At 65.3% G+C, this 19,074-nt stretch carries 21 protein-coding genes and 1 riboswitch; of the genes, 10 read left to right on the top strand and 11 right to left on the bottom strand.

The annotated features are described in order from the left end of the window. Nucleotides 1-106 precede the first annotated feature (106 nt). From AC07UW_RS12310 to pnuC, 5 genes are all read left to right on the top strand, one after another. Entirely contained in the window at nt 107-2,131 is a 2,025-nt protein-coding gene (locus AC07UW_RS12310) for a peptidoglycan-binding protein (RefSeq protein WP_223497458.1), read from the top strand. 248 nt (nt 2,132-2,379) lie between these two features. Beyond that, a complete protein-coding gene (locus tag AC07UW_RS12305; RefSeq protein WP_025875877.1) occupies nt 2,380-2,778 on the top strand; it encodes a glycine zipper 2TM domain-containing protein in 399 nt (132 codons plus the stop codon). A 129-nt stretch (nt 2,779-2,907) separates the two neighbouring features. After that, the gene (locus tag AC07UW_RS12300) at nt 2,908-4,035 is read left to right on the top strand and encodes a phosphotransferase enzyme family protein (RefSeq protein ID WP_223497457.1); all 1,128 of its coding nucleotides are present in this window, start codon (nt 2,908-2,910) and stop codon (nt 4,033-4,035) included. 155 nt (nt 4,036-4,190) lie between these two features. Beyond that, nucleotides 4,191-4,286, top strand: a riboswitch (TPP riboswitch). Between the two features lie 70 nt (nt 4,287-4,356). After that, nucleotides 4,357-6,534, top strand: coding sequence for a TonB-dependent siderophore receptor (locus tag AC07UW_RS12295; RefSeq protein ID WP_495212148.1), 2,178 nt, complete (start codon nt 4,357-4,359; stop codon nt 6,532-6,534). Then, nucleotides 6,531-7,115: a nicotinamide riboside transporter PnuC gene (gene pnuC, locus AC07UW_RS12290; protein ID WP_025875884.1), complete on the top strand. Its 585-nt coding sequence runs from the start codon at nt 6,531-6,533 to the stop codon at nt 7,113-7,115. Before AC07UW_RS12295 ends, pnuC begins: the two co-directional genes overlap by 4 nt. Before the next feature lie 108 nt (nt 7,116-7,223). Here pnuC and AC07UW_RS12285 read toward each other — a convergent pair whose 3' ends face one another. The 7 genes from AC07UW_RS12285 to AC07UW_RS12255 all read right to left on the bottom strand — a co-directional run bounded on the left by AC07UW_RS12285 (nt 7,224) and on the right by AC07UW_RS12255 (nt 11,402). Continuing rightward, nucleotides 7,224-7,640 carry a TonB C-terminal domain-containing protein gene (locus AC07UW_RS12285; RefSeq protein ID WP_495212147.1) on the bottom strand — a complete coding sequence of 139 codons (417 nt, stop codon included), beginning with the start codon at nt 7,638-7,640 and terminating at the stop codon, nt 7,224-7,226. 160 nt (nt 7,641-7,800) lie between these two features. After that, nucleotides 7,801-8,775, bottom strand: coding sequence for a Dyp-type peroxidase (locus AC07UW_RS12280; RefSeq protein WP_059063175.1), 975 nt, complete (start codon nt 8,773-8,775; stop codon nt 7,801-7,803). Nucleotides 8,776-8,880: 105 nt separating this feature from the next. Next, nucleotides 8,881-9,150 carry a hypothetical protein gene (locus AC07UW_RS12275; protein WP_313250540.1) on the bottom strand — a complete coding sequence of 90 codons (270 nt, stop codon included), beginning with the start codon at nt 9,148-9,150 and terminating at the stop codon, nt 8,881-8,883. A gap of 7 nt (nt 9,151-9,157) precedes the next feature. Beyond that, nucleotides 9,158-9,484, bottom strand: a complete 327-nt coding sequence (locus AC07UW_RS12270; protein WP_336023254.1) for a hypothetical protein — start codon at nt 9,482-9,484, stop codon at nt 9,158-9,160. A gap of 24 nt (nt 9,485-9,508) precedes the next feature. Continuing rightward, nucleotides 9,509-9,877 carry a VOC family protein gene (locus tag AC07UW_RS12265; RefSeq protein WP_336023252.1) on the bottom strand — a complete coding sequence of 123 codons (369 nt, stop codon included), beginning with the start codon at nt 9,875-9,877 and terminating at the stop codon, nt 9,509-9,511. A 69-nt stretch (nt 9,878-9,946) separates the two neighbouring features. Continuing rightward, the gene (locus AC07UW_RS12260; protein ID WP_495212146.1) at nt 9,947-10,714 is read right to left on the bottom strand and encodes a DUF6597 domain-containing transcriptional factor; all 768 of its coding nucleotides are present in this window, start codon (nt 10,712-10,714) and stop codon (nt 9,947-9,949) included. Between the two features lie 115 nt (nt 10,715-10,829). After that, nucleotides 10,830-11,402, bottom strand: a complete 573-nt coding sequence (locus AC07UW_RS12255; protein ID WP_025875896.1) for an OmpO family porin — start codon at nt 11,400-11,402, stop codon at nt 10,830-10,832. Nucleotides 11,403-11,927: 525 nt separating this feature from the next. Between AC07UW_RS12255 and AC07UW_RS12250 the strand changes: the two genes are divergently transcribed. Together AC07UW_RS12250 and AC07UW_RS12245 are read left to right on the top strand one after the other, a co-directional pair. After that, on the top strand, nt 11,928-12,197 hold the full coding sequence (locus AC07UW_RS12250) for a hypothetical protein (protein WP_025875897.1): 270 nt from the start codon (nt 11,928-11,930) through the stop codon (nt 12,195-12,197). A 156-nt stretch (nt 12,198-12,353) separates the two neighbouring features. After that, nucleotides 12,354-13,052 (top strand): hypothetical protein, encoded by a 699-nt coding sequence (locus AC07UW_RS12245; RefSeq protein WP_313250562.1) that lies wholly within the window; start codon nt 12,354-12,356, stop codon nt 13,050-13,052. A 39-nt stretch (nt 13,053-13,091) separates the two neighbouring features. Here AC07UW_RS12245 and AC07UW_RS12240 read toward each other — a convergent pair whose 3' ends face one another. Both AC07UW_RS12240 and AC07UW_RS12235 read right to left on the bottom strand, forming a co-directional pair. After that, on the bottom strand, nt 13,092-14,288 hold the full coding sequence (locus AC07UW_RS12240) for a GAF domain-containing sensor histidine kinase (RefSeq protein ID WP_495212145.1): 1,197 nt from the start codon (nt 14,286-14,288) through the stop codon (nt 13,092-13,094). 261 nt (nt 14,289-14,549) lie between these two features. Beyond that, nucleotides 14,550-15,188, bottom strand: coding sequence for a hypothetical protein (locus tag AC07UW_RS12235; protein WP_495212144.1), 639 nt, complete (start codon nt 15,186-15,188; stop codon nt 14,550-14,552). A 413-nt stretch (nt 15,189-15,601) separates the two neighbouring features. On the opposite strand from AC07UW_RS12235, the gene AC07UW_RS12230 reads away from it, so the two are divergent. Both AC07UW_RS12230 and AC07UW_RS12225 read left to right on the top strand, forming a co-directional pair. Beyond that, complete coding sequence (locus AC07UW_RS12230; RefSeq protein WP_199776064.1) at nt 15,602-15,814, top strand: HVO_A0114 family putative DNA-binding protein; 213 nt, start codon at nt 15,602-15,604, stop codon at nt 15,812-15,814. Between the two features lie 475 nt (nt 15,815-16,289). Continuing rightward, nucleotides 16,290-16,658: a hypothetical protein gene (locus AC07UW_RS12225; RefSeq protein WP_495212143.1), complete on the top strand. Its 369-nt coding sequence runs from the start codon at nt 16,290-16,292 to the stop codon at nt 16,656-16,658. Between the two features lie 30 nt (nt 16,659-16,688). On the opposite strand, the gene AC07UW_RS12220 is transcribed toward AC07UW_RS12225, so the two are convergent. Then, nucleotides 16,689-17,366, bottom strand: a complete 678-nt coding sequence (locus AC07UW_RS12220) for a hypothetical protein (protein WP_099786285.1) — start codon at nt 17,364-17,366, stop codon at nt 16,689-16,691. A gap of 129 nt (nt 17,367-17,495) precedes the next feature. Here AC07UW_RS12220 and AC07UW_RS12215 point away from each other — a divergent pair, with 129 nt between their 5' ends. Beyond that, complete coding sequence (locus AC07UW_RS12215; RefSeq protein ID WP_394122303.1) at nt 17,496-17,951, top strand: YybH family protein; 456 nt, start codon at nt 17,496-17,498, stop codon at nt 17,949-17,951. A gap of 93 nt (nt 17,952-18,044) precedes the next feature. Here the strand turns inward: AC07UW_RS12215 and AC07UW_RS12210 are convergent, their stop codons facing one another. Further along, entirely contained in the window at nt 18,045-19,070 is a 1,026-nt protein-coding gene (locus AC07UW_RS12210) for an NAD(P)H-dependent glycerol-3-phosphate dehydrogenase (protein ID WP_025875929.1), read from the bottom strand. Between the last annotated feature and the right edge of the window lie 4 nt (nt 19,071-19,074).

The following is a 19,074-nucleotide window of genomic DNA, read 5'->3' as shown; positions in this document are numbered from 1 at the left end:
ACGCACCACCCCGCAGCACCTGTTGACCGACATGTTGAAGACTCACGGATGAGTCCGGTTGGCGTATCGCGGCAAAGGCCGCTCCATCAACCCCAGAGGAAGTGTCATGGCACAACGTGACTACAGCAAAAAGGAAGTTCTCGACATCATCGAGCAGGTTGCACAGCGCAAGGGCATCGCCAGCGAGGACTTCCTGCGCTTTGCCCACATCGAGACCGGTGGCCGCTTCAACGAGCGCGCGCACAACGACAAGACCGATGCCAAGGGCCTGTTCCAGTTCCTGCCGTCGTCGGCCAGGCAGTACGGCCTGACCGGCCACGAGTACGACCCGACCCGCAACACCGAAGCGGCAGCGGAGATGTTCAAGCGCAACCTGGCGGACATGGAAAAGCGCCATGACCGCACCGGCCATCCCTACCTGTCCGGTGATGACAAGCCGAGCGGCCTTGACCTGTATCTGGCACACCAGCAGGGTGCGGCCGGCTACGGTTCGATCCAGACCGCGATCGCCACCGGCACGTTCGGCGTGGTGCGCGACGGCCACGGCGATCCGATCAACATGCGCCCGCGCATCATGGGCCAGATCGGCAGTGACGTCGAAGCGCTGACCGGGCATACGCGCGCGGAGATGCGCACGATGAATGATCGTGACCTGGCCAGCACCTTCGCCCAGTACTACGACCGCAAGTACGACGCGATCAGCATCCCGGAAAAGAACATCGCGCCGATCACCGAGGCCCAGGCGCGTCCGGCGCCGGTGCAGGCCGCACCGACGCAGACCGTGACCCCCGCCGCGCAGGCCGCCGCCGCCGGTGCCGCAGCCATCGCCGCTACCGCCACGGCTGCTGCCGCCAAGCCCGATGCACCCGGCATTTCGCTGGATGCGGCCTACAACGCCGGCGTGAAGTACGACAACGTCAAGTACGCGATCAACATCGAATCCAGCCAGTACTACCGTGGCAAGGGTGTCACCGGCAAGAACGTCGAGCAAGGCTACATCGACTGCTCCGGCTGGGTCGGCACGATGCTCAACAAGACCCAGGATGAGATCAACCAGAAGGCCGGCCATGCGGTGTTCGCCGACGCCGACAAGATCAAGCTGGGCTTCGCCGGCTCCGGCGGTATCGTGCATGACGCCTACAAGGACTCCGGCGTGCTGCTCAAGCGCGACGACATCCTCAAGCCGGGTGCGCTGAAGGAAGGCATGGTGATCGGCCTGGATACGGCCAAGACCAAGCACGAGCACTGGAACGGCATCGACCACATCGTGATGGTGGTGCGAGACCCGAACACCGACAAGCTGCTGATCAGCCAGTCCACCGGCAAGCTGGGCGTGCATACCATGCCGGTGGAGGATTACCTCAAGCAGGTAAAGGACCACCCCAACTGGAAGCTGTTCGCCTCCGATCCGCTGCACCAGGCACGCGATCTGCTGGAAAACCGCAGCCAGGCGCATGAGCAGGCGCAGGCCAAGGGCGCAGCCGAGCCGAAGCCGTCCCCGCAGGAAAAGCCGCAGGCCAGCAACGAAGTGCATAAGCAGGGTGCGCACGGCGAGGATGTGCGCAGGGCGCAGGAACAGCTGGGCCACCTGGGGTATGTGGGTGCCGACGGCAAGCCGCTGGTCGAGGATGGGAAGTTCGGTCGCAACACCGAGGCTGCCGTGCGCCAGCTGCAGAAGGACAACGGTCTGGCAGTGGACGGCATCATCGGCCCGAAGACGCTGGATGCGATCAAGGACGCGCGCGAGCGCCCGCTGCTCAATGACGAGCGCCATCCGCAGAACCCGATGTACAACCAGGCCATGAAGGGCATGGAAGGACTGCCGGCAGGCACCTTCAAGGACCGCCATGCACTGGAGGCCGCCGCCGCTGCACTGACCAAGGAAGCGCAGGCCAGCGGCATGCAGCGCATCGATTCGGTGGTGCCCAGCACCAACGGCGAGCGCATGTTTGCCGTACAGGGCACCGCCGGTGACCCGGCTGCCTGCCGCGCGGCGGTGGACACCCGTGCGGCCAGCGAGCAGAGCATGGCACTCAGCAGTGGTGCGGTGCACGGTGCACCGAATGTCCTGCAGCAGCAGGACGCCCAGCAGGAGCAGGTGAAGCAGGCCCAGCGCGCCATGGGCCACTGAGCCAGGCCAGGCAGGGGAAACCAGGGGAAGGGCCGCGTACTGCGGCCCTTTTCCTTTCTGGCAGCTGAGCGGCCGCCGCGCTTTCAGCCTCGCTTCATGCCGCCTGACGCTAGATGAATGCGCAAGCCGCACGGGGATCGCGCGCAATGTTCCGGCAATGTCCGGGCACCAGCGTAGTCCCTACGGCAGCCGGGGCGCCCAGCGCCCTCCCTGCCCACCGTGGCATGCACCTCACAGGAGAACCCAACATGCTCAGCACTTCCGCACTCAGCTTCCGTGGTCTGGCGATGGCCCTGGCACTTCTTGCCGGCGTGGCCGTGGTCAGTGATGCCAGCGCGATGTCGAGGAAGGACAAGCGCACCGTGGTCGGTGCCGTCGTCGGCGGCGTGGCGGGTCACCTGATCTCCAACGGCGACCCGGCTGCCACCGTCGGCGGCGCGGTTGCCGGCGGCGCCATCGGCAACCTGACCACCTCCGACCGCCATGATCGACGCTACGACGGGCGCTATGACCGTCGCTACGATCGCCGTTATGACCGTGGCTACAACCGCGGCTATGGCTACGACCGCCGCGATGACCGTCGCTGGCAGCGCGAGCGCCATGACAACCGCTACTACCACGACCGCGGCCGCCATCGCGGCTGGTAAGCGCGCCGGCCACAGGCCGCACGTGGCGTCCCTGACGGGCGGGTCGATGACCCGCCCGTTTGCGTCTGTGGCGTCCATGGCGTTGAATGCGCAGCCTTGGATGTTCCATTACTCACCAGCGGCCGTGGCATGACTTCTTCCCCCCATCGCGTGCAGGGCCTCAACAACGACGAGGTCGCCGCCGACTGGCCGGCGATCGACGCGCAGGAGATCATCTGGCTGCGTGGCCGCTTTCCGCAGCTGGGCGCGGACAGCACCTTGCGCTGGCACAGCCCGCGTCCGTTGTCGGCCGCGGCCATTATCGACGGCACCGGCGGTCCGGTCTTCATCAAGCGCCACCACCGCAGTGTGCGCAGCGCTGGAAGCCTGGAAGAAGAACACCGATTCATCGCGCATCTGGCAACTGCCGGCATGCCGGTGGTGCAGGTGCTGGCCAGCAACGACGGCCGCACCGCACTCGAACACGGCCAGTGGACCTACGAACTGCATGCCGTTGGCGCCGGCAAGGACCTGTATCGCGAGCTGCCGTCATGGTCACCGCTGACCGACATTGCCCAGGCCCACGAGGCAGGGCGCGTGCTGGCCACGCTGCACCGCGCGGCAGCCGGCTACCACGCACCGCAGCGCAGTACCCATCTGCTGGTGGCACGCGACGACCTGATCCGCGCCGATGACCCGATCGCCGTACTGAAGGCCGACCTCGGCAACCGCCCCGGGTTGGCCCGCTACCTGGCGCGCATTCCCTGGGAAGAACAGCTGCGCCGCGATGTGCTGCCCTGGCACCACGGCCTGGCCGCGCGCCTGCAGGACGAACCGCGGCTGTGGGCGCACAACGACTGGCACGTCTCCAACCTGCTGTGGAACGACGACGGCACGATTGCCACGGTGCTCGATTTCGGCCTGGCCTCGCCCACCAGCGCGCTGTTCGACCTGGCCACGGCGATCGAACGCAACGCGGTGGCCTGGCTGCAACTGGAGCGCGGCACCGATGCTGTGCGCATCGACATCGCCCTGGCCCTGCTGGACGGCTATCGGCAGGAGCTGCCGCTGTCGCCCACGCGCGTGCACCTGCTGGCCGACCTGCTGCCGATGGTGCATTTCGACTTCGCTCTGTCCGAAGTGGAGTATTTCGAGGGCGTCACCGGATCGACCGCGAACGCCGATGTGGCCTGGCAGCCGTTCATGCTCGGGCATCCGGCGTGGTTCGCCACTGCCCCCGGCCAAGCCCTGCTGGCGGCCCTGCACGCCGCCGCGTGAGCCGCGAGCCACCAAACACCCGGGGTACTCAGTAGATCGACGCCATGCGTCGATGATGCGCTCGGCCGGGGTCAGATCCCTTTCCGCTGGAAAGGGATCTGACCCCGGCTGAAGGGCGGTAGCTCGCAAATCCGTACCATTTGTAGTGAAATGGTCACCTGAAGCGGGGGTGCCTGGATTTGCCAGGCTGAGAGAGTCCCTTGGAACCTGATCCGGTTTGCACCGGCGTAGGGAGCTTTGAGCCGCAGCCACACCCCCGTCATGGGCCGGTGCACCTGCGCGCCGTCGCTTCGTCTCCCTTGTTGTCTGAAGACGAATCGAATGAACCGCTGCCTGCGCCCCACCCTGCTCGCCCTCGCCCTGTGCGCCGCCCTGCCGCTGTACGCCAGCGAGGCAGGCACCGACGCCGCTGATGCGCCCTCCTCGCCCACCGAACTGGCGGCGGTGCGCGTGCAGGCCGGCAAACCGAAGGCCGACACCTCGCGCGTCAACGCCTTCGGCGGCGGCTCATGGAAGGACACCCCCGCCTCGGTGAACGTGCTGGAGCGCGACTACCTCGACCGCCGCCAGGTGCGTTCGCTGTCCGAGCTGGCCAGCAATGATGCCTCGCTGGGCGATGCCTATGCGCCGGTGGGCTACTACCAGAACATCGCCATCCGCGGCTTCGCGCTGGATGCGGCCACCGGCTACCGCTTCAACGGCATGTCCATCGCCGGCGAGCAGCGCCTGGCGCTGGAGAACATCCAGGAAGTGCAGATCCTCAAGGGCGAAGCCGGCCTCGCGGCTGGCGTGATGGCGCCCGGCGGCATCATCAACTACGTGGGCAAGCGCCCGGCGGAAGTGCGCACGGTCACCCTGGGCACCGATTCGGAAGGCTCGCGCTATGCAGCCGTGGATGTCGGCCACTGGCTGACCCCGCGCTTCGGCGTGCGTCTGAACGCCGCCTGGGATGCCAGTGATTCCTACGTCGAGCATGCCGACGGCCGCCGCAACTTCTATTCGCTGGCCACCGACTGGCTGATCGGCGAACACGGCAAGCTGGAAGTGGATGCCAACTACCAGACCAGCTCGCAGCGCTCGGTGTCCGGCTTCCAGCTGCTGGGCGCGCGCGACCTGCCGCGCGGCGTCGACCGCGAACGCCTGCTCGGCTACCAGCCGTGGCAGCGGCCGGTGGACATTGCCAGCACCAACATCACCGCGCTGCACACCTATGACTTCAACGATGCGTGGCAGTCGCGCGTCTCGGTCGGCCACAGCCGCTCGGTGATCGATGACAACGTCGCCTTCGCCTACGGCTGCTACTACACCGCAGGGTGCGCAGACGGCAGCGTGCCGGGCAACTATTTCGCCCCCAACGGCGACTACGACATCTACGACTACCGCAGCCCGGATGACACCCGCCGCAACCAGCAGGCCCGTGCCGAACTGCGCGGCAGTTTCGAGACCGGCAGCGTCGGCCACCAGCTGAGCATCGGCGCCGACTACTTCCGCCGCACCATCGACAAGCGCCCGAGCGTCAACGAGTACGTCGGCACCAGCAACATCCACGACGTGCAGGTGCCGGTGTTCGAGCCCTCGCCGAAGATGCCGGGTGCATCGGCACGGCGCCTGGACAGCCGGCAGACCGCGTTCTTCGCGCTGGACCGGATGAGCTTCGGCGATGACTGGCAGTGGCTGGCCGGCGGCCGCTTCGTGCGCCTGGACGAGCGCGCCTACGACAAGCGCGGCACGCCGCAGCGCCACAGCCGCCTGTCGCGCTTCCTGCCGCAGACCGCGCTGGTGTGGAAGGCCACCGACCAGCTCAACGCCTACGCCAGCTACGTGCGCGGCATTTCGCTGGGCCAGGAAGCACCGTTCTGGACGTCCAACGCCGATACCTTCCTGCCGTCGATGCAGTCGCGGCAGCTGGAAGTGGGCGTGAAGTACGTGCCGGTGGACGCCCTCACCCTGGGCGCAGCCGTGTTCCGCACCTCCCAGCCCTACCAGTACGCCAGGCCCGACGGCAGCGACGTCGGCTACACCTTCGTCGAAGAAGGCCAGCAGACCCATACCGGCCTGGAACTGACCGCCAACGGCCAGCTGACCGACGCGCTGCAGATCGTCGCCAGCGCCAGCGTGCTGCAGGCGCGCGCACGCGACACCGGCACCCCGGCCTATGAAGGCCATCAGCTGGTGAACGTGCCCAAGGTGCGCGCCAGCGTGCACCTGGCCTACGCGCTGCCGTTCGTTGAAGGCCTGGATGTGACCGGTGGCTGGCGCTATGCCTCCTCCAACGTGGCCCGCGCCGACGGCGGTGTGCGCGCACCGGACTACTCGGTGTTCGACGCCGGCCTGCGCTTCCAGCACCGCCTGCACGACCGTGCGGTCAGCTGGAACCTGTCGGTGGACAACCTGTTCAACCGTTTCTACTGGCGCGATACCGGCAGCAGCGGCGGTGACTACTACCTGTTCCCGGGTGCGCCGCGGCAGGCACGCCTGTCGGTGACGTTCGCGCTGTGAGCGGCGTCGCGCTCGAGTGGACTGCCGCGCTCTTCAGCATCCTCGGCGTGTGGCTGATGGCAAAGCGACGGCTGGCCGCGTGGCCGGTCGGCCTGCTGTCGGTCGCGCTGTACGGCGCGGTGTTCGCCGAAGCCAAGCTGTACTCGGACACGCTGCTGCAGGTCGCCTTTGGTGGTTTCCTGGTCTACGGCTGGATCAACTGGCGCCAGCACGCCGCCGATGAAGGCAGCATCCGCATCGTGCCGCTGGCGCGCGGCAAGCTGCTGCGCGACCTGGCCATCGGCCTGTGTGGCGGCGTGGCGCTTGGCGCCGGCATGCACACCTTCACCGATGCAGCGTTGCCGTGGCTGGACGCGATGCTGACCGCACTGAGCCTGGTCGGGCAATGGTGGCAGGCCCGCCGGCACACGGCGTGCTGGTGGGTGTGGATCGTGGTGGACGTGGTCTACGTGGGCGCCTATCTGTTCAAATCGCTGCACGTGACCGCCGCGTTGTACGTGTTCTTCCTGGGCCTGGCATTGTTCGGGCTGCGGGCGTGGCGCGCCGCCGCGCGCGAGCCGCAGGCAGTACCTGCGCAGTAGAGTCACGCCATGCGTGGCTGCGTTTGGTAGATGCCGACCTTGGTCGGCAGGTGAGCGCCAACCAAGGTTGGCGTCTACCGATGCCCGGCATCCACGCATGGCGTGGCTCTACTGGGTAAGGGTCAGCCCCAATCGCAGCGGCTGGCGCATGTCCTTCGGCGGCGCCGCCGGCAACGGCGTGGCCTGCAGCGCCGCACGCAGATCGGCATCGACCTGTGCATCACCCAGGCTGTCGAATTCCAGTTTCGAGATGGCGCCATCGCCGGCGATCCACACGCTCACCACCAACGGCGCCGGCGCATCGGGGTGTTCCTGCAGCCAGGTCAGCAGGCGCTGCGCGTGCGGATCCTGCTCCTGCTGCAGACGCTGCTGCAACTCGCCGCTGACGGAGGCGGCATAGGCCATCCAATGCGCAGGCGCGTCCTGTGCGGACACGCTGGCGCTCCCCAGCGCCAACAGGCCCAGCAACCATGCCAACGGGCGCCAGCCACGGCGCGAGGTGCGCTTGTTGCCTGCGGAAGCCATCACCCACGTCTCCACGTCCATCCCAACGCGTCATGGTCGGCGCCGTAGATGACAGGCAGATGGCGGCGCAGTAGAGCCAGGCCATGCGTGGCTGTTCCGGGCAACCGGTTGATCCATCCACGCATGGCGTGGATCTATCTGGCTGCCCCACCCGGCGTGATCAGTCGCCCAGGTCGGCCAGCACCTTGCGCGAGGGCGCAAAGAAGGTGACGCCGGTGGTCGCGGTGGAGAAATCGAGGATGCGGTCATGCAGCGGCGCGGGATTGCCGATGAACATCCGCTCCAGCATCTTCTCGATCACCCACAGCCGGCGCGTGTAGCCGATGAAGTAGGTGCCGTACTCGCCGCGCCCCGGATTGGCGAAGGGCATGTTGTCGCGCAGGATCTCGTGCTCGCCGTCGGCATCCTCGATGGTGCACAGCGTCTTGTGCGACTTCTGCGCGTCGGCCGGTGCGTCGTCCAGCTCGATGTTGTCGTGCTTGGTGCGGCCGATGATCGCCTCCTGCGCCTCGGTCTTCTGCGCACGCCAGGCATCGAGGTTGTGCAGGTACTTCTGCACCACCACGTAGCTGCCACCGGCATGGTCGGGATCCTCGTCGCCGACGATGGTCGCCTCCGGCAGTGACAGGCCTTCGGGGTTGGCCGTGCCGTCGACGAAATCGAGCAGGTCGCGGCCGTCGAAGTAGCGGAAACCGGCCACGTCATCCACCGCGTCCACCGCATCGCCGAAGGCCATCATCAGGTTGCGCTCGAAGGCCACGATCAGATCCATCGTGCGTGCACGGATGTGGTACAGCAGGTCGCCCGGCGTGGAGACCGCCGTGTGGGTCGCACCCTTCACTTCCTGGAACGGCTTCAACTCGCGCGGCGGCGTACTGCCCACCAGCGGCGCCCACACGCGGTGGCCGATGGCCACGTTGCAGGTGAAGGTGCGCTCGATCTCGCGGATGGCGGTGTTCTTGATCAGGTCATCGGTGCTGGCCAGCACCTCGCGCACTTTCGCCAGCGACGCCGCATCGTCCTTCACCGTCAGCACCAGGAACGCGGCCGAATGGGTCAGCGGCGCGGTGATCTGCTGCGGCTCGTTGTCGAGCGTGTGGTTGAGGGCGGTGATGGGTGCGGGCTGGGCGTTCACGATGGTTCCTGCTGGCTTGAGGCGGGCACATCGCCTGCGGCGATGTGCGGGCGATCATAGCGGAACGACCTTGCCGACGACGGAGCGGTTCTCAGTTCGCGGTGGTCAGCCGACGGGCGCCAGCCACTCATCGGCAAGCACCTGTGCCTGCTGCCCGCTGTCGGTGATCGAGTGCTGCGGCTGCTGCACCCACCACTCTCCGTGCCACTGCGGTCGCATGTGTCCGCGCAGGAACCGCTCGACGCGAAAGCGCTGCCCGACACGAAGGATGCAGGCCAGCCGCGTGCCGTCCTGCGAGACCACGGACGCCTGCAGCTGGCAGCCGTCCGCAGCATCGCGCAGCAGATTCGCTCCGGCGATCTCGATCACGTCCATGCTGTGGCTACGCCGTGGTCACGGTGAACTGCCGCGGCGTGCGCCACGCAACCCGCAGGTAGCGTCCCTCCAGCACACCGCCATCGCGGAGATGCTCGAACACGTCGGCCGGACACCACTCCCTGCCCGCCGAGAAGGCAACGCCGAGATCACGCAGGCCGATGAAGACGGCGGCCTTGGCTGCATCGTCGGGGACCGGCAGGGTGAGGGTGTCTCCCTCGCCAGCGGTGAAGCCCAGCGCCTGCAGCGAGGCCCGCGAGCGGCCATTGAACAGCATCACCTTGATGCAGTTGCCGTCGGCCTGCCTCACATAGGCATCGATGTGCGTTTCCATTGGCGGATTGTAGAGGCAGACGGATCAGCTGGCGTCGCTCCACACCGCCAGCACGTAGCCGTCCAGATCGCGGAAATGGAAGCGACGGCCGCCGGGAAAGGCAAACATCGCCTGCACGATCTCGCCGCCAGCCGCGAGGATGCGCTGCTGCGCGTCGGCAAGGTCCACGCAGTACACGATGACCAGCGCGCCGCCTGAGGGCGTCACTGCCTCGTCGGCGACAAATCCACCTTTGAGGCGGCCGTCATCGAACTCGGTATAGGCCGGACCGTAGTCGGTGAAGGACCAGCCGAAGACCTGCCCATAGAACTGCTTGCTGCGGGCGATGTCGGCGACGTTGAATTCGATGTTGTCGATGCGGCGTTCGGCAGCGGTGGTGTCTGCGTGGCTCATGGTGCGGCTCCGTGGTTGGAGCGCACAGCATCGGTCAGGGTCGGGCCCGGGTCTTGAACGAAACGGCCATCAACGTCCCCACTGCTGGTGCAGCGCGCTTGCCGTCAGGCCGGCAAGCTCGCGGGCTTCGCGGCTGAGGTGGGCCTGGTCGGCATAGCCCGCCTCCACGGCCAGCATCGCCAGACCGTGCGCGGGTTGGGTCTGGCTGCAGCGCAGGAACCGCTGCAGACGCAGGATCCGCTCCAGCGACTTTGCTCCGTAACCGAACTGCGTCTGGCTGAAGCGACGCAGGGTGCGCGGGCTCATCGCCAGATGTGCGGCGAGTGCGTCGATGCTGGCATCGCCTCTGGCAGCGTGCGCGAACAGCGAATGCGCGCGGCGTGTGTGTTCGTCCAGCACGGCCGCCGGCATGTTCCGCTGCAGGCTGTCAGCCAGGCGCTGCAGGCGCTGGTCGGGCGCGGCGTCACCGATCCAGGTCGCAGCCTGAGTCGCCCAGCGGGCGTTGAATTCGATCAGGGGCACGGCTTGGCCGACGATGCCGGACAAGTCGATGCCGAGCGCAGCCGATGCCTGGCCTGGCCGGAACCGCGCGCCCAGCACCTGTGCCCCGGGGGCCAGTTGCGGGTGTGCGGCGGTACGGTCCGGCCCCACCACGAACAGCGCACCGTCACGCCAGAGAATGTCCACGCAGCCATCGGGCAGCACGGTGATGTTGCCACTGGCGTCAGCAGGCAACTGGCTCTGCCAGAGCTGGCCGAACTGGCCACGCAGCGGCGCAGGCGCCAGGTGTTCCTGGTAGGCCGAGCCGGTGCCAGCGGGAGTGGAGGGATCGCCCATGCCCCATTGTGGCAAAGCGATGCCGGAAAAAGAGAAGCCCGGCACGAGGCCGGGCTTCGCTGGCGTGTGGGAGAGAGATCACACGCCAGTTACACGCACTAACGACAGGCGTTTGTTACCAGCTGAAGCGCGGGCCCACGAACCACTCGCGGTCGCCGGCCTTGGCCAGCTTCACTTCACCACTCAGACCCCAGTTCTGGTTGAACTTGGCGGTGGCGCCGACGCGGCCGTAGAACTCGCCGTCCGGGTTGATGCCGTGCTTCTTGCTGTAATCCTCGTAACCGGCCAGCGCATAGCCTTCCAGGTACGGGTTGAACGCGGTGCGCACGCCCACTTCAGTGGAGTAGCCGTTGAAGTCCAGGCCGTGCTTCATGTCGAACTTCTGGTACGCAACACGAGCCACCAGGTCGGTGTTCGGTGCGATGCCGTAGTTGTAGCCGGCACCGATGCGCCACTGGTCGACATCATTCTTGAAGGTGTCGGTTTCCTGCTTGCTGTAATCACCGAAGATGTGGAAGTTCGGGTGCACGGCAACCGAGCCCTTCACGCCCCAGCCATCAGCGTCGCCGCCCTTGGCATCGGTGTTCACGTAGCCGCCTTCAACGTAGTTGTACGACAGGCCATCGGCAGCCGATGCGGCGAACGGCAGCGCGGCCAACAGACCCAGGGCAAGCAGCGAATTCTTGATCATCGGGATACACCTTTCATTATTTTGGTTTCGTCGAACGCCCCTCGGGAGGGGAGGGAGGAGACGCGTTCGACAGGTGTGAATTATCCGTTTGTTGATGAAATCGGCCCTGAATATTGAACTGACCGGTACATGAATGAGATTCCTGTTCAGGGAACTCTCGATGCGCCGTGTAGTAGCTCGCTGGATGCAAGCCGACCTGCCGAGCCGCTTCGGTCATTGATCGCACGGGAGGACTGCACGCACGGGAGCGCGGTGCGCGCGTCGATGTTGTGCGCCACGCTCATCTGCAGCCATTGAGAGGAACAACATGAGTCGGCTTCAGGCTGATGAATTGGAGAGATTGAAGTGGCACAAGGACATCAACCGATGCAGCAGAGCTCGCTTGTTCCCGCTTGTTAAGGATTGCTGATTGCGCGACCTTCACAGGCCATCCACGTCTTCCAACTGCAGCTGAAAGCACTTCGCAGCGGCGGGAACAAACGCCGCTATATTCCAGTCTCCCCAGACGAAGGAGGGAGTGGAATGTTCCTGACCAAGCAGCAAATCAACGCGGCACGTGCCGTCACCGTAGCCATCGTTGCTACCGTAAGCCTCGGTGCTTGCGCCACCTACAAAGACGAATTTGCAACGATCAACTCGCGTCTCGACCAGCTCGACGTGAAGGTGCAGGGCGCGGCGCAGAGCGCCGAATCCGCCAACCAGTCTGCACAGCAGGCCAACCAGCGTCTGGATCAGATCGAAGGCCGCGTGCAGCAGCTCGAAAGGGTCCCCGGCCGCAAGCCGCGCGGGTAACCGCTCTCCCACCCACTTTGATGAACGCTTGAACCAGACACCAGTGGCCTTCACCGGCCACTGGTGTCTTTCAGCCTCTCGGTCGTCATCCGAAGGAGCCGTCCCATTCGTACGTACTCACTCCCTGCACGCCGGGCCGTATCGGCCACGCTGGCCATCGCGCTGGCACTGGCAGGAACCGGCGCAGCCAGCGCCAGGAACGCCAAGGAAGCCAAGGACGCACCCGCGGAAACGGCGACCGCAGCTGATGAACTTCCGCAGGGCCAGGAAGTGTCCGATACGGTGATTGAACTGGCCGGCTGGGTCGTGGCCAGCAAGGACAACCAGGGCTATCCGTTCGCGATCATGGACAAGGCGGCTGCGCAGGTCCTGGTCTTCGGCGGTGACGGCAAGCTGCGCGGCGCAGCGCCAGCGCTGTTTGGTTCGGCCATCGGCGATCACTCGGCACCCGGCGTCGCCAAGCTCGCACTGAGCGCGATTCCCGGCCACGACCGCACCACCCCGGCGGGTCGTTTCATTGGCGCCTATGGCCCGTCCGAGGACGCCGGACGCGTACTGTGGGTGGACTACGATTCCGCCGTGTCGATGCACCCGCTTCCCCCGGGCACCCCGAAAGAGAAGCGCAGCGAACGACTGGCATCGGCCACACCGGACGACAACCGTGTCACCCACGGCTGCATCAATGTCTCGCCCGGGTTCTACGAGAAGATCGTGCATCCCACGTTCGAGAAAGGCGGCGTGTTCTACGTGCTTCCGGACAAGGACTCGATCGAAGATACGTTCCCGGAGTTCGCGCAGAGTCGCGCGGCTGCGAAGGACGTGGATGAAAAAGACGCGCGACACGCCCGCAAATGAAACCCGGTTGAAGGCTGCGGATGTGGTCGCGGCAGACCGCTACGGAAGCTCCAGCGGGGGCATCTTGAACGTGAACAAGGTGCCGGCGGCAGCACTGGACTCCACCTCCAACGTGCCGCCATGGGACCGCGCGATCTCCGACGCAATGTAGATGCCGAGGCCGAGACCCGGCCGCGGACGCTCACTCTTTTCACGTGAGAATGGGCTGAAAATCGCGTCCAACCTCGCTGATGGAATGTGTCCCTCGTTGTGTACGTCGAGCGTGAGCATTTCCGGCTCGGAGTGGACGGTCAGCGTAATCGGGGACGAGCGCTCTCCGTGTACCGCTGCATTGGTGAGCAGGTTGGCCAGGAGCTGTGCCAATCTGCTCGGGTCGCAGACCACGTCGTCGTCTATCTGTATGTGGACCTTGATGTCCTGGCGACCAGTGGCGATTTCCACCTCTTCCACAACCCGCTTCAGGTCTTCTTCCAGCGTGCTTGTCAGCTGCAGCGCGATGGGAATGCCGCCGCCCAGACGTCCCCTGGCGAAATCAAGCACGTCGTTGATCAGTCCGTCCATTCTGGCAACGCCAGAGGTGATGTGCGCGAGCATCCGTTGCTGGCGCTCAGTGCCCGCCTCACATGCCAGCGAATCTGCGGCGATGCTGATGGCCTGCAGCGGACTGCGCAGGTCATGACCCAGCACGGCAATGAACTGGTCGCGCAGGTCGGCGACACGATGCGCGTCGGAAAGCGCAGATTCCGCTCGCACAAGGCGATCTTCCTTGTCGAGGTAACTTCCTACCAGGTCGGCCAGCAGTTCCATGGAGCGTTGGACGTGGGCTGCGTCGAAGTTGGCCGGTGCCGAATCAATCGCGCAGAGCGTGCCGAAGAAGCTGCCGTCTGGCCGATGGATGGGAACGGACGCGTAGCTCTCAAGTCCGTAGATCCGTGGCGTGTGATGCTGGGAGTAAATCGGGTGCTCGCTTGCATGCGCAAATACAACTGACGTCGCCGACTGCCTGATCTCGTCACAGATGGTGGTCTCAAGCACCAGTTGGCCACCGGGAACCAGCCCGAACCCCAGGGTGTCGAAGGTGGCGCACGCGGTCCAGGTTGTCTGGGTCACGCGGGCAATAGCCGTGAATCGTGAGCCCGTGATGTGGGCGACGGTCTCCAGGATTCGCGGCACGGCCTGGATTCGACCAATCTCGGCGATGTCGTCCAGCAGATTGGGGTCCGTCAGCTTCTGCATGGTCGGTCGTCCGGTGGGCACCGCATCATCCCATGGAACCGTTGTGAAGGTTGATGCGAGGGAAGCGGGCACTTCGGGCTGGGCAGATCGGCCAGCAGTGCTTACAGCTCGCTTTCGACCCGAGGCGGCACTTGGCAGAAGCAGATATGGATCTACTTCCAAAGGTTGAAGAGTGTTTCGATCTCGACGGCCATGGGCCCCGTCGTCGGCGTCGGCGCCAACTGGAAGGCGGACATCAGGCACGCCTGCCGCGCCCGGGTGCTATTTTCCACACCTCATCCGCTCAATCTCATTCAGGACTTGCTTGTCCAATGAACCGAAGTCGCCCGGAATTTCCTTCTCTGTGAAGAAGGAATAAGTGACACCAAAGTCCTCCCCATGGAGCACACGACTGCAGGAAACACTGCCCAACGTGTCGCAGGATGCCATTAGCTCATCGTCATCCCTGGGGCGTGTGGCGCCACGTGCGCTCGAGCGCCATACGAAAATGTGGCTCTTGTCGCCACCGTCGGGAACGGCAAGCAATCCCTTCTCCAGCATCCTCGCTTCTTGCCAGCCTTCAATAGCGCTAGTACGCAGATGGGATCCCTGGGGAAGATCGCCAAACCTTCTCCCGGGAAAGTACGATTTGGCTACCACCGCTACCGAGATCAAGTTATCGGGGCCGATACAAGCCTCGCCATGGGTGGAGTAACAGCCATGCAGCGTAAAGCCGCCGGCCACAGGTTCCTGATGACCCCGCCGGGAAGGCGTCGCATCTAGATCGCCAGGAATGCAAAAGTCGGTCTTCGCACCATCGACACGATATGAAGTGGGCGAATCCACGCACCCGGACCCAAGAGCTGCCACGACATATACAAAGAATCTAGTTGCTGCAACTCGGTTGAGGGCAATAGTCATATACGTCTCGCGTCGTTGAGCCAAGAACGTTGATTACAGTCTCCAGAGCATCCGTCTTGTATCCACCAAACGCCCTTGAGCCAGCTCCATTTTTCTCACTCACTCGTGGAACGCTCCGATGATACTTTCTGGATTCTTCTCCGTTGCGCCCGCCCGGTCCAGCACCTGCACACAGACCTCCAGATGCACCATCCATGCGCCGTTTGTTCAATCCAACGCGTGCTCGGCCAGACATGATCTATCGGTCCCAATGCAATCCCGCACCGATGACAGATTCCGATACGTGCAGTTCGCCAGTCCAAAGTACCTTCCGACGTTGTGTCATCGGTGGAGAACGAAAGGACAGATCGGCACCACCGCAGGTTACGGAGGGGGCGATAGCCTTCTCCACCCTGTCTTCCCTGGCCGCAGTATTGAGCGATGAGAACCGCCGGCTGTTGCGACTGCTGCGCGAACTTCAACCCAGGTCGCTCACCGAACTGTCCGAGCACTGCGGGCGCAAGGTTCCAAGCCTTTCTCGTACCCTTCGGATGATGGAAGGCTATGGGCTGGTTGAACTGAAGCGGGTCGGGGCGTCTGTGGTGCCATCTGCCATGGCCACGCGCTTTCTCATAGAGCTCGACTAGCACCACGTTGTATCGCCGCATCGCGGAGTTCTGTCGTTATTGCCTCGTTGACGTGTCAGCCCACTACGCTGGCAATCACGACCCATGTCGCATATTCCTCTATCGCTGAGGCCCCTTGCGCCATCGGCGTCTGGGGCGGCTTAACAGCATGCAAGAATGCCGAAAGCGTCTTGCATCAAGCGTTGAATGCAATTTGTCTGATTGGCGTTGCGCAGCCACAGAGGTACAGATGACGGGCCATCGAAAAAGGATGGCCGGGCATCGAAAACCCGTGAGATCACACACGTTGTTTACGCTTGCCGGCCGGCGTCACCCCGCGTGGCGCCGGCTGGCAATCCGTCTGCCGGCTATGGCGGGCGGAGCGTGGAGGCCTTGCGCCTGCCGGACTTATGCGTGATCTCCCGGTTTTCGAGCCACGTCTCCGCCCGCCACCTTTGTGTGGCGGCTACCGTCTGTCCTGCACGGAGCACCAGCCATGACTGCACCGGAATTCCCCCGTCCCCATCCCTATCGCGCAGCTGGCGATGCGTCATCAGAACAAGCATCTGCGATCGATCCCAGAGCTTTCATCGCCACGCTGACGCGGATTGGAAAAGGCGCAGCCGCCGACGGCCAGCCGTGGCCGGAGCGTCATCAGATGCCCGGCCGCCGCATGGCGCTGGCCGATGCGGACTGCGCACTGGCGGGCCTGCGCATAGCGCTGGAAATGCTGCTGGCGGCCGAGCGCGTCCGCCAGAACGGTCCGGACGACGAATACGTGGGCGATCGGGTGATGGAGGGTTTGATGATGGCGTGCCTGGCGCTGACCGCGCAGGTCAGCGCGCGGATTCGGCCTGAGGCGTAACGCCGGAGAATCTTCCGGCGTTACCGCCGGTCATTCGCAGGAATCGCCTTCTTCCTTCAACATCGCTTCGTCCACCGGCCGCTCGCGCTCGATGAGGGCGCGCTGCTCCGCGTTCGGCTCGCCCAGCCACCACACGTTGCAGCGGGCGGTAAGGCGGCCGACCATCTTCGAGTGCGTCGGCGAATACAGCATCGCCAGCGCGGTGGTCGAGCACTGGTGCGCCTGGCAGGCGGTGTAGAGCCACCACGGCTCGCCCTGCAGCACCATCAGTTCGCCAGGCCCGCTGGGACCGCTCAGCAGGCGTTCGCGCAGCGAAGGGACGTTCTTGTCGGGCGATTCGGCCGCCGCAGTGTTCTTCATCAGGGCGTCGAACGCGGCCAGCACCTTCGGGTCCTTGCGGCCGCAGTCGTCCACGGTGTTGCCGCCGACCAGGGTGAAGAAATAAGTCGCCAGCGGATTGTCCGCGCAGGTGAGTTCGGCGCCGGGGGTCTCACCTTCCGGCTCGCCTTCGTTGTCCCACACCGACGGGTCCACGCCGTCTTCGACGGAAGGCGCGTTCTCGACCACCGTGGCCGTGGCGGCTGGGGCTTCCGTCGGCGCAGCAGTAGCGGCGGGTGCAGCTGCGGTGCCTGCTTCCGGTGCCGGTGCCTGCGTGCACGCGGCCAGCAACGCGACCAGCCCTGCCATTCCCATCATTCGAGACGTCATTCCCTGTCCTGTGTCCATTCGCCCAGCCGGCGACCGCGTGATTCTACCCGCCAGCCAAGGTGGATACTCTGGCAATCACGCCTTCCATCACTGCCAGGATGCAGACGTATGTGCCATTCAAGACTTGCCGTGATTCTCATCAGTGGCCTGTTGCTGGCCGGACCTGTTGTTGCGCAGGAGCCCACCGCATCCTCGCCCGCCGCACGTCTTGCCGACGTCCCCCTGCCCGCCGCGCTGGATCGCGTGCTGCGCGATTACGAACAGGCGTGGCGCACCGGTGATGCGAAGGCGTTGGCGGGATTGTTCGCCGAGGATGGTTTCATCCTGCAGAGCAACCAGCCGCCCGTGCGTGGGCGCGCGGCGATCGAGGCAGCGTATGCCGGCCAGGGAAGCAGCCCGTTGCGGCTGCGTGCGCTGGCCTATGCCGCAGAGGAATCCACCGGTTACATCATTGGTGCCTACACCTACGGCAGCAACGTGGGTGATACCGGGAAGTTCACGCTGACGTTGAAGCGCGTGGCGGGTGGGCCATGGATGATTTTTTCGGACATGGACAACACCAACACGCCGCCGCGGTCGCGGTGATGGGCGCTGCGGGTTCCACAGTAGATCCACGCCATGCGTGGATGGGTTTCGCGCACGCACAAAAAACCCCGGCACTGGGCCGGGGCTTTCGATTCACTTGAACAGCGTGTCCGGATATTCCGGCTTCTGTTCGCGTGCCAACAGCGCACGCAATCCTTCTTCCGGAGTCTGCTCGCCATGCAGCACGGCGCGCACGCGATCGGAGATGGGCAGGTCGATGCCATGACGGCGCGCCTGTCGCATCACTTCGTCGGCGGTCTGCACCGACTCGACCACCTGGCCGATTTCGCGGATGGCGTCCTGCAGCGTCTGCCCGCGGCCCAGGGCCAAGCCCAGGCGGCGATTACGCGACAGGTCGCCGGTGCAGGTCAGCACCAGGTCGCCCAGCCCCGCCAGGCCCATCAGCGTTTCCGGCTTGGCGCCGATCGCTGCCGCCAGGCGCAGCATCTCGTTGAGGCCACGGGTGATCAGGCCGGCACGGGCGTTCAGGCCCAGCTGCATGCCATCGGCCACGCCGGTGGCCACGGCCAGCACGTTCTTCATCGCACCGCCCAGCTCGGCACCGACCATGTCGTCGCCGGTATAGGCGCGGAACGCCGGGCCGTGCATCGCCTCGGCCACCGTCTGCGCGAACTCGGGCACGTCGCCGTGCACGGTGATCGCGGTCGGCAGGCCCAGGGTGACTTCCTTGGCGAACGACGGCCCGGTGACAACGGCCAGCGGCACGTCCTCGCCCAGCACTTCGCGCGCCACTTCATGCAGGAAGCGGCCAGAGCCGGGCTCGAAGCCCTTGGTGGCCCAGGCCACACCGGCACCGGCCGGACGCAACGGTGCCAGCGCGCGCACGGTTTCACCGAATGCATGCGACGGGGTCACCACCAGGATCCAGGCGGCACCTTCCACCGCCGACGCGAGGTCGGTGGTGGCGCGCAGCGATTCCGGCAACGGAATGCCCGGCAGGTAACGCGGATTCTCGTGGCGCTGGTCGATGGCCTCGACCACGGCGGCATCGCGCCCCCACAGCACGGTCTGGCGACCGTGGCGGGCGAGCAGCGTCGCCAGCGCGGTTCCCCAGGAACCGGCGCCGAGTACGGCAATCTTGTCAGCGGTAGTGCTCATCCGT

The organism is Stenotrophomonas sp. GW821-FHT02D01 (genome assembly GCF_059421765.1).
This window is presented reverse-complemented; position numbering and strand designations above follow the sequence as displayed.

Bases quoted from the DNA above. Each gene is read 5' to 3' on its own strand.
- AC07UW_RS12310 (WP_223497458.1), top strand. From the start codon at position 107: ATGGCACAACGTGACTACAGCAAAAAGGAAGTTCTCGACATCATCGAG.
- AC07UW_RS12305 (WP_025875877.1), top strand. From the start codon at position 2,380: ATGCTCAGCACTTCCGCACTCAGCTTCCGTGGTCTGGCGATGGCCCTG.
- AC07UW_RS12300 (WP_223497457.1), top strand. From the start codon at position 2,908: ATGACTTCTTCCCCCCATCGCGTGCAGGGCCTCAACAACGACGAGGTC.
- AC07UW_RS12295 (WP_495212148.1), top strand. From the start codon at position 4,357: ATGAACCGCTGCCTGCGCCCCACCCTGCTCGCCCTCGCCCTGTGCGCC.
- AC07UW_RS12285 (WP_495212147.1), bottom strand. From the start codon at position 7,640: ATGGCTTCCGCAGGCAACAAGCGCACCTCGCGCCGTGGCTGGCGCCCG.
- AC07UW_RS12275 (WP_313250540.1), bottom strand. From the start codon at position 9,150: ATGGACGTGATCGAGATCGCCGGAGCGAATCTGCTGCGCGATGCTGCG.
- AC07UW_RS12270 (WP_336023254.1), bottom strand. From the start codon at position 9,484: ATGGAAACGCACATCGATGCCTATGTGAGGCAGGCCGACGGCAACTGC.
- AC07UW_RS12265 (WP_336023252.1), bottom strand. From the start codon at position 9,877: ATGAGCCACGCAGACACCACCGCTGCCGAACGCCGCATCGACAACATC.
- AC07UW_RS12260 (WP_495212146.1), bottom strand. From the start codon at position 10,714: ATGGGCGATCCCTCCACTCCCGCTGGCACCGGCTCGGCCTACCAGGAA.
- AC07UW_RS12250 (WP_025875897.1), top strand. From the start codon at position 11,928: ATGTTCCTGACCAAGCAGCAAATCAACGCGGCACGTGCCGTCACCGTA.
- AC07UW_RS12240 (WP_495212145.1), bottom strand. From the start codon at position 14,288: ATGCAGAAGCTGACGGACCCCAATCTGCTGGACGACATCGCCGAGATT.
- AC07UW_RS12235 (WP_495212144.1), bottom strand. From the start codon at position 15,188: ATGACTATTGCCCTCAACCGAGTTGCAGCAACTAGATTCTTTGTATAT.
- AC07UW_RS12225 (WP_495212143.1), top strand. From the start codon at position 16,290: ATGACTGCACCGGAATTCCCCCGTCCCCATCCCTATCGCGCAGCTGGC.
- AC07UW_RS12220 (WP_099786285.1), bottom strand. From the start codon at position 17,366: ATGACGTCTCGAATGATGGGAATGGCAGGGCTGGTCGCGTTGCTGGCC.
- AC07UW_RS12210 (WP_025875929.1), bottom strand. From the start codon at position 19,070: ATGAGCACTACCGCTGACAAGATTGCCGTACTCGGCGCCGGTTCCTGG.